Genomic DNA, 7,739 nt, shown 5'->3' with positions numbered 1-7,739 from the left:
GGCCAAGCTTTAATGGAGAGAAAAAAGGGGCGCGGAGTTCGCTCCGTGCCCGCTCAGGGCGTGCCTTCTCCCCATAGGAAAACACTTCCCATAAGGCAGGTAATGGAGTGAACTCCATTACCTGCCGCAACCGCCATTGCCCCAAGTGCCAGGGCAATGCCGCACGACGCTGGCTCGAAGCGCGTCAGGCCGATCTGCTGCCGGTCGAGTATTACCACATCGTCTTCACGCTGCCCGCTGCCATCAGCGCAATCGCCTGGTACAACAAGCGGGTCGTCTACGGGCTGCTGTTCGACATCGCCGCCGACACGCTGCGCACCATCGCCGGCGATCCCCGGCATCTCGGCGCGCAGATTGGCGCCACGCTCGTCCTGCACACCTGGGGCTCGGCGCTCACGCATCATCCGCACGTGCACGGCATCGTCCCTGGCGGCGGGCTGTCGCCCGACGGAGAACGCTGGATCGCCTGCCGGCCCGGTTTCTTCCTGCCGGTGCGCGTGCTCTCGCGCCTGTTCCGGCGCCGCTTCCTCGAAGCCCTCGCTGATTCTCACCGGCGCGGCCAGTTGCAGTTCTTCGGCGAGTACGCGGCGCTCGCCGATCCGAGCGTCTTCGCCCAGTGGCTTGCACCTCTGCGTGGCTGCGAATGGTTTGTGTACGCCAAGCGCCCCTTTGCGGGCCCCGAAGCCGTGCTCGCGTACCTCTCGCGCTATACGCACCGCGTAGCGATCTCCAACCAGCGTCTGCTGGCCGTCGATGAGCACGGCGTGACGTTCCGCTGGAAGGACTATCGCGAGAAGGGGCGTACCCGCTACAAGACCATGACGCTGGAGGCTGGCGAGTTCATGCGTCGCTTCCTGCTTCATGTGCTGCCCGGCGGGTTTCATCGCATCCGTCACTACGGGCTGATCGCCAACCCGGTGCGCCGCGCCAGTCTCGCGAAGGTGCGTGAGCTGCTGCACGTCACGCCCGAATCCGAACCGCCATCCCGGGAGCCCGTCGTCGCGCTCCGGGCCGTCTTCATCTGTCGGCACTGCGGAGCCCCGATGATCGTCATCGACATCCTCCAGCGCACCGCACCGATTCGCGCGCCCCCGATGCAGGCCCGCCCATGAATGCGGCGCTTCCTCGATATCCCAACCCAACGTCGGCTTTGCGGCAACGCGGCCCACAAGCGGACGTTTGTGCCTGGCGCGTCACGCAGCCTCCCGTACGGCCACTTCCTCGTCACCCTCGCGTTAGTGCATCGCATCCTCACGACGTCTGCGCTCTTCCAGCATTCTGTTCAAGCCGCCGTCCTCCAGAAATACTGAGGATGCCAGACCATCAATCGCCATAGCCGACCGAGATTCCGAGCGTCCCGGACCACTCCGCGGTTTCCTCCCTCGAGGCTTATTCGACGCCTGCCCACACGCGCCGCGGCATACTCACGGTCATGTGAACGAGGCAGACGTCCAATAACCCTTAACGATGACGGTCTACTGGATGTGAGAGTGCCAGCAAGGGAAGAGTCGACACTGCCAGAAGTGATGTCCATCGTGGTGCAAGATGTGCGGCCTTACGCTGGCAGCCGCCAGGCCTACCCCTTGCTATGAAAGTCCCTGCTTGGCCGCCCAGCAACCGGGAGAACCTAAATGAAACTAGGAGAGATTTATCTCCGGATATGGGGTTGCCTCGCTGCCGCGGCAAGCGAAAGCGATCACGCGTTCAATGCGATGCAGGCCTCAACGATCGGTCTTGATGGCGCGCCGAACCTTCGGACGGTGGCCCTTCGGCGGGTCAGCGAACCGGAGAACCTGATCAGTTTCCACACCGACTTGCGTTCGCCGAAGGTCGCGGAGCTGGACCGCGAGCCGCGAATAGCACTTGCTGGCGTCGATTCGGATCGTAAGCTACAGATTCGCGTGTTCGGCGAGGCTCGCATTATCCGCGATGGGCCAGTGCGAGTTGACGCCTGGAAGGCCAGTCGCGACCACGACCTGATCCAGTATCGAACGTTGCTCGCCCCGGGGACGCCGATCGCCCAGCCGCGGGACGCGTTCGGAAAAAAAAGCGATATTCCCGGTCCCGATGAAGGCCTTGCGCATTTTTGTGTCGTTGAGGTGCGAGCGGTCAGCATTGACTGGCTTGACTTATCGGAAGCCGACAATCCGAAGCGGGCGCGTTTTATACGCAGCGGCGACGAGTGGACTCGCAAATGGATCGCTCCCTGAGACCGCGCGCGCCCTACATCGGCAATCCTTTGGCCAGCCCCGGCCACTTTATTCCCTCGCAGACTTTAGGGATGCCCGACCCGCTTACCACTCTCGTCTAGCGTTATTGATGCCTGCCCTAATTCAAATCAAGGCATCGAATAACGCTAAACGAAGACGGAAGCTCTGGGTTGAATCGGGGAGCTTGAACGTCGACCGACGAGCAACTCCCGGGTTGGGCCATGAGCCGCCGGTAGAGTCGCCATCCAAATCGAATAGCCGAGATCTCGTGCGCCGTCGCTCAATGGCCGGTTTTCGGCAAGCGAATTGCCGGTGGTACTGCCTCAACCGCCATTAGCGGCCGCTGGCCGGCTCAGACATCCCGACGTCCATACGGCCGCTCGTCTCACGGGATGCGCCCTCTGGCGCAGACGTAGAAACAGGCACTGGCATCGACCGAGCCACAAAACTAAGCAAACAGACGCGTCAGGCTATTGTGCCTGCACCTACCCGCGCCGGCCAAAATGCAGACGCCGCCCGGTTACACCGGGCACAGCGCGCTCACGCGGCGATGCCGAAACCGGTGAACAAGCCGCATGCAGGGAAATCCCCACCTTCCAGCATGCCCCACATTGCATACATCGCGTCAACGACTAGCCGAAAGAGGGCCTCGTGCCACGAATTCTCGCAAAATTGCATACAAACCAGTTTGAGTTGGCCCGTTCCGCAGATGACGTCTACATCGCAATCAAGGACGCAGTCACCAGCGGCCAATACGGCCCGGGGCAATATTTAGTCGGACCTGAACAATCCGTAGAGCCTTCTACAGTGACGCTTTGGGTCCGAAATGGTGTTGTGGGAATTGCAAGGACCTGGCATATTGATGCGTGAATCCTGCAATTCCTGCTGAGGCGCAGATAGGTCCGAAGACGCCTGTAACTGAGCGAGATTTCTTCAGGCAACCGCTACGCGAGCAGATCAACGTGAAGCATTCGTTGGTGCGACTGGCCGATCTGATTAACTGGGATCGTTTGGGTGTGTCGATGAGCGAGAGCTTCGGACAAGGGGCGACCGGCAACGTCACCGCGCCTGATTGCCGGGCTGCTGTATTTGCAGCACGCGTTCGATCTGTCCGACGAAGAGGTCGTGTGGCAATGGGCGGAGAACCCGTATTGGCAGGTGTTCATCTACAAGGATCCCGCGACTGACGATGGCACGAAGAAGTCGGCCAAGGGCCGGTTGGGCGTCGAGAAGGAAGGCGACCGATTTGTGCTTTACGAACAGCAGACAGTCGAGGAGGCTGAAGGCGGGTGCACTGGTCCCGGTTTTCCGCAATGGCGAGCTTCTGCTCCGTCAGTCTCTCGCCGAGATCCGCGACCGACTCAAGGCGTCATGGACCTGTCCGGCGTCCGGGTCGAGTGATTGGGATCAATGTATCCCGACGCACTGGCAACGTCGCCGGGCGTTTTGTCGCGGGCATAGCCCTGTTGGCAATTGCCCGGTGCACGCAGCCGCGAAAAAATCACCGATAGTGAGCATCCGTCACGCAGCAAGCCGTTCGCGGATCTCCGCAAGAGGCCGCCGGGCCAGAAGCTCTCCGTTACAAAACACCGGAATGAGCGCACCATCTTCTGCTCGACTGTCCGCTGCTCGTAAAGCACAAACCGGTCGCCTTCCTTCTCGACAGGCAACCGACCGTTGGCCGACTTCCTGGTGCCATCCAGCTCCCGCGAATCCGAAACGCATTTCACGCGCGACGAGTTAAGCGCCCATTGATATAAACCCCGCCAATTTTGCCGAATTTCGATAACACCTCGAATAATGGCTCACTACCATCGGCGAAGGCCTGTCCGCCCACGAACCGCGGTCTTGCGGCGTCGAGCGAGCGGCAAACTCAGGGAGCGTCCGATGAAATCAGAGTCCAAAAGTCAGCACGTCGGTAAAGTCACGCATCACGAGTTGAAGCAGACGCTCGGCACGTGGCAGCTATGGGGAATCGCAGTCGGTCTCGTGATCTCCGGTGAATATTTCGGCTGGAGCTATGGCTGGGCGAGCGCGGGCACGCTCGGCTTCGTCATCACGGCGGTTTTTATTGCCGCGATGTACACCACCTTCATTTTCAGTTTCACCGAACTCACGACGTCGATCCCGCACGCGGGCGGCCCGTTCGCCTACGCGCGCCACGCATTCGGTCCGACGGGCGGCTATCTGGCAGGCGCCGCCACGCTCGTCGAATTCGTGTTCGCGCCACCCGCCATTGCGCTCGCAATCGGCGCCTATCTGCACGTGCAGTTTCCGGGGCTCGAGCCGAAACACGCGGCAATGGGCGCATATATCGTCTTTATGGCGTTGAATATCGTCGGCGTGCAGATTGCCGCGGCTTTCGAACTCTGCGTGACGTTGCTCGCCATTTTCGAGTTGCTAGTCTTCATGGGGGTCGTGTCGCCCGGCTTCCAGTGGTCGAACTTCACGAAGGGCGGCTGGTCAGGCGCGGACACGTTCAGCATGGGGTCATTTAACGGCATGTTCGCGGCGATCCCGTTCGCGATCTGGTTCTTCCTCGCGATTGAAGGCGTCGCCATGGCGGCGGAAGAAGCGAAAAACCCGAAGCGTTCGATTCCCATCGCCTACGTCGCCGGCATTCTGACGCTGGTCGTGCTAGCCATCGGCGTGATGGTGTTTGCGGGCGCGGCGGGCGACTGGACCAAGCTGTCGAACATCAACGATCCGCTGCCGCAAGCGATGAAGTTCATCGTCGGCGAACATAGCGGCTGGATGCATATGCTCGTGTGGCTCGGCCTGTTCGGTCTCGTCGCGTCGTTTCACGGCATCATCCTCGGCTATTCGAGGCAGATTTTCGCGCTGGCTCGCGCGGGTTATTTGCCGGAGTGGCTTTCGAAAGTGCATCCGCGCTTCAAGACGCCGCATCGCGCGATTCTGGCTGGCGGCGTGATCGGCATTGCGGCGATCTACAGCGACGAACTGATCCAGTTCGGCGGCCAGACGTTGACAGCGAACATCGTGACGATGTCCGTGTTTGGCGCTATCGTGATGTATATCATCAGCATGTTGTCGCTGTTCAAGCTGCGCCGTACTGAGCCGGACATGGAGCGCCCGTTCCGCGCGCCGCTGTTTCCGGTGTTCCCGGCGTTCGCGCTGGTGGCGGCAGTGATCTGTCTGGCGACGATGGTGTACTTCAACTTTCTGGTGGCAATCGTGTTCGCCATCTTCCTCGCGCTGGGTTACGTCTACTTCCTGTTGACGCGCCATCAACGCGAAGCTGCGCCGGCGGACGCGTTGCTCGAAGAATGACGGACGAAGCCGCTGCGTGCGCAGCGGCGCTGGAGTCGTAAAGATGAGCTATACGGAGACAATCGGCAGCCGCACTTATCGCTTCGCCGATCTGAAGACACTCATGGCGAAGGCGAGCCCGCAACGCTCCGGCGATCAGCTCGCCGGCGTGGCGGCGGCGAGCGAAGAGGAACGCGTCGCCGCGAAGATGTCGCTCGCGCAGGTGCCGCTGCGCACCTTTCTCAACGAAGCGTTGATCCCCTACGAAAGCGACGAAGTCACGCGTCTCGTCATCGACGACCATTCGCCACAAGCGTTCGCCGAGATTTCGCACCTGACTGTGGGCGACTTTCGCAACTGGCTGTTGAGCAATACGACCGACGCCGATGCGCTCACGCGTATCGTCGCAGGCCTCACGCCTGAAATGGTCGCGGCAGTCTCGAAGCTGATGCGCAACCAGGATCTGATCGCGGCTGCGCGCAAACGTCCGGTGATCACGCGCTTTCGCAACACGGTCGGTTTGCCGGGGCACATGTCAGTGCGTCTGCAACCCAATCATCCGACGGATGACGTGAAGGGCATCGCGGCCTCGATGCTTGACGGTCTGATGTACGGTTGTGGCGACGCGATGATCGGCATCAATCCGGCCAGCGACAATCTCGCCGCCATCACCAAGCTGCTGCTGATGGTCGACGAATTCCGCCAGCGCTATCAGGTGCCGACGCAATCGTGCGTGCTGACGCACGTCACCAACACGATTGCAGCGATCGAAAAAGGTGCGCCGGTCGACCTCGTGTTTCAGTCGATCGCGGGCACGGAGAAAGCAAACGCCGGATTCGGCATTTCGCTGGCGTTATTGCAGGAAGCGTATGAAGCGGGGTTGTCGCTGAAACGCGGCACGGTCGGTAGCAATCTGATGTACTTCGAAACGGGGCAAGGCAGCGCATTGTCGGCGGACGCGCATTTCGGCGTCGATCAACAGACTTGCGAAGTGCGCGCGTACGCAGTCGCGCGCAAGTTCAATCCGTTTCTCGTGAATACCGTGGTGGGTTTCATCGGCCCCGAGTATCTGTACGACGGCAAGCAGATTACGCGCGCCGGTCTTGAGGACCACTTCTGCGGCAAGCTGCTCGGCGTGCCGATGGGTTGCGACATCTGTTACACGAATCATGCCGAAGCCGATCAGGACGATATGGATAACCTGCTAACGCTGCTCGGCGTAGCGGGCATCAACTTCATCATGGGCATTCCGGGCGCGGACGACGTGATGCTGAATTATCAAAGCACGTCCTTTCACGACGCGCTGTATGTGCGCGACGTGCTCGGCTTGCGCCGGGCACCGGAGTTCGAAGAATGGCTTGAGTCGATGCAGATCACCGACGCGCGTGGCGCATTGTTAAGCGCATCGACGCAACAACCGCTGCTTGAAGGCACGCGCGACTGGATGGGCATCGCATGAACGATTTCCTCGAAAAAAATCCATGGAATGCGCTGCGTCAGTTCACCAACGCGCGCATTGCATTGGGCCGGGCGGGCAACAGCTTGCCGACCGCGCCGCTGCTTGCATTCAACCTTTCGCACGCGCAAGCGCGCGACGCCGTGCATCATCCGCTCGATACCGACGCGTTGCACGAGCAACTGCGCGCGCAAAACTTCAAGACGCTGGACGTGCATAGCGCTGCGCCCGATCGTGAGCATTATTTGCGGCGTCCCGACCTTGGTCGGCGTTTATCGGAAGAGAGCCGCGCTGCGCTTGCGCAAATACCTGACGAATCGCCCGATGTGGTGTTCGTGATCGGCGACGGCCTCTCAGCATTCGCAGCATCGAAACAAGCCATTCCGCTTCTGCAAGCTGTCGCTCCGCAACTCGCGGATTGGAAGATGGGCCCGGTTGCCGTCGCACGGCAGGCGCGCGTTGCGCTCGGCGATGAAATCGGCGAACTGCTGCACGCGAAGATCGTCGTCATGTTGATCGGCGAACGGCCTGGCTTGAGTTCGCCGGATAGCCTCGGCATTTACCTGACATACGCGCCGAAAGTCGGCTGTAGTGATGCGCAACGCAATTGCATTTCGAATGTGCGTCCGGAAGGACTCGACTATCCGTTGGCCGCGCATAAGCTGCATTATCTGCTCACGCATGCAAGGCGTCTGGGTCTCACCGGCGTGGGCCTGAAGGACGACAGTGACGCGCTGCTAGCCAGCGCGCCCCCAGCGCCCGTCATCGGCGATGACTCAAACGCCAATACGAACGGTAGTTAA

Annotated in this window: 4 protein-coding genes and 2 pseudogenes; all 6 read left to right on the top strand. The window is 60.8% G+C overall.

Features of this window, described 5'->3' with window-relative positions; translation table 11 throughout:
• Positions 1 to 107 precede the first annotated feature (107 nt).
• A pseudogene (locus tag C0Z16_RS11675) lies at positions 108 to 1,112 on the top strand (IS91 family transposase); the annotation flags it as partial.
• A gap of 519 nt (positions 1,113 to 1,631) precedes the next feature.
• Entirely contained in the window at positions 1,632 to 2,210 is a 579-nt protein-coding gene (locus tag C0Z16_RS11665; RefSeq protein ID WP_102632279.1) for a pyridoxamine 5'-phosphate oxidase family protein, read from the top strand.
• Between the two features lie 896 nt (positions 2,211 to 3,106).
• Positions 3,107 to 3,374 (top strand): annotated as a pseudogene (locus C0Z16_RS11655) (transposase); the annotation flags it as partial.
• Positions 3,375 to 4,097: 723 nt separating this feature from the next.
• Positions 4,098 to 5,501 carry an ethanolamine permease gene (eat, locus tag C0Z16_RS11650; RefSeq protein WP_102632278.1) on the top strand — a complete coding sequence of 468 codons (1,404 nt, stop codon included), beginning with the start codon at positions 4,098 to 4,100 and terminating at the stop codon, positions 5,499 to 5,501.
• Between the two features lie 43 nt (positions 5,502 to 5,544).
• Positions 5,545 to 6,939, top strand: a complete 1,395-nt coding sequence (locus tag C0Z16_RS11645) for an ethanolamine ammonia-lyase subunit EutB (RefSeq protein WP_102632277.1) — start codon at positions 5,545 to 5,547, stop codon at positions 6,937 to 6,939.
• Complete coding sequence (eutC, locus tag C0Z16_RS11640) at positions 6,936 to 7,739, top strand: ethanolamine ammonia-lyase subunit EutC (RefSeq protein ID WP_102632276.1); 804 nt, start codon at positions 6,936 to 6,938, stop codon at positions 7,737 to 7,739. The genes C0Z16_RS11645 and eutC overlap by 4 nt, the downstream gene beginning before the upstream one ends.

It is taken from the genome of Paraburkholderia rhynchosiae, assembly GCF_002879865.1.
GTDB lineage: Bacteria > Pseudomonadota > Gammaproteobacteria > Burkholderiales > Burkholderiaceae > Paraburkholderia > Paraburkholderia rhynchosiae.
Note: the sequence above shows the minus strand (reverse complement) of the source record. Positions and strands in the feature narration are given on the sequence as shown.

What these genes read in the sequence shown, in the direction of transcription:
- eutC (WP_102632276.1), top strand. Translation starts at nt 6,936, where the DNA reads ATGAACGATTTCCTCGAAAAAAATCCATGGAATGCGCTGCGTCAGTTC.
- C0Z16_RS11645 (WP_102632277.1), top strand. Translation starts at nt 5,545, where the DNA reads ATGAGCTATACGGAGACAATCGGCAGCCGCACTTATCGCTTCGCCGAT.
- C0Z16_RS11665 (WP_102632279.1), top strand. Translation starts at nt 1,632, where the DNA reads ATGAAACTAGGAGAGATTTATCTCCGGATATGGGGTTGCCTCGCTGCC.
- eat (WP_102632278.1), top strand. Translation starts at nt 4,098, where the DNA reads ATGAAATCAGAGTCCAAAAGTCAGCACGTCGGTAAAGTCACGCATCAC.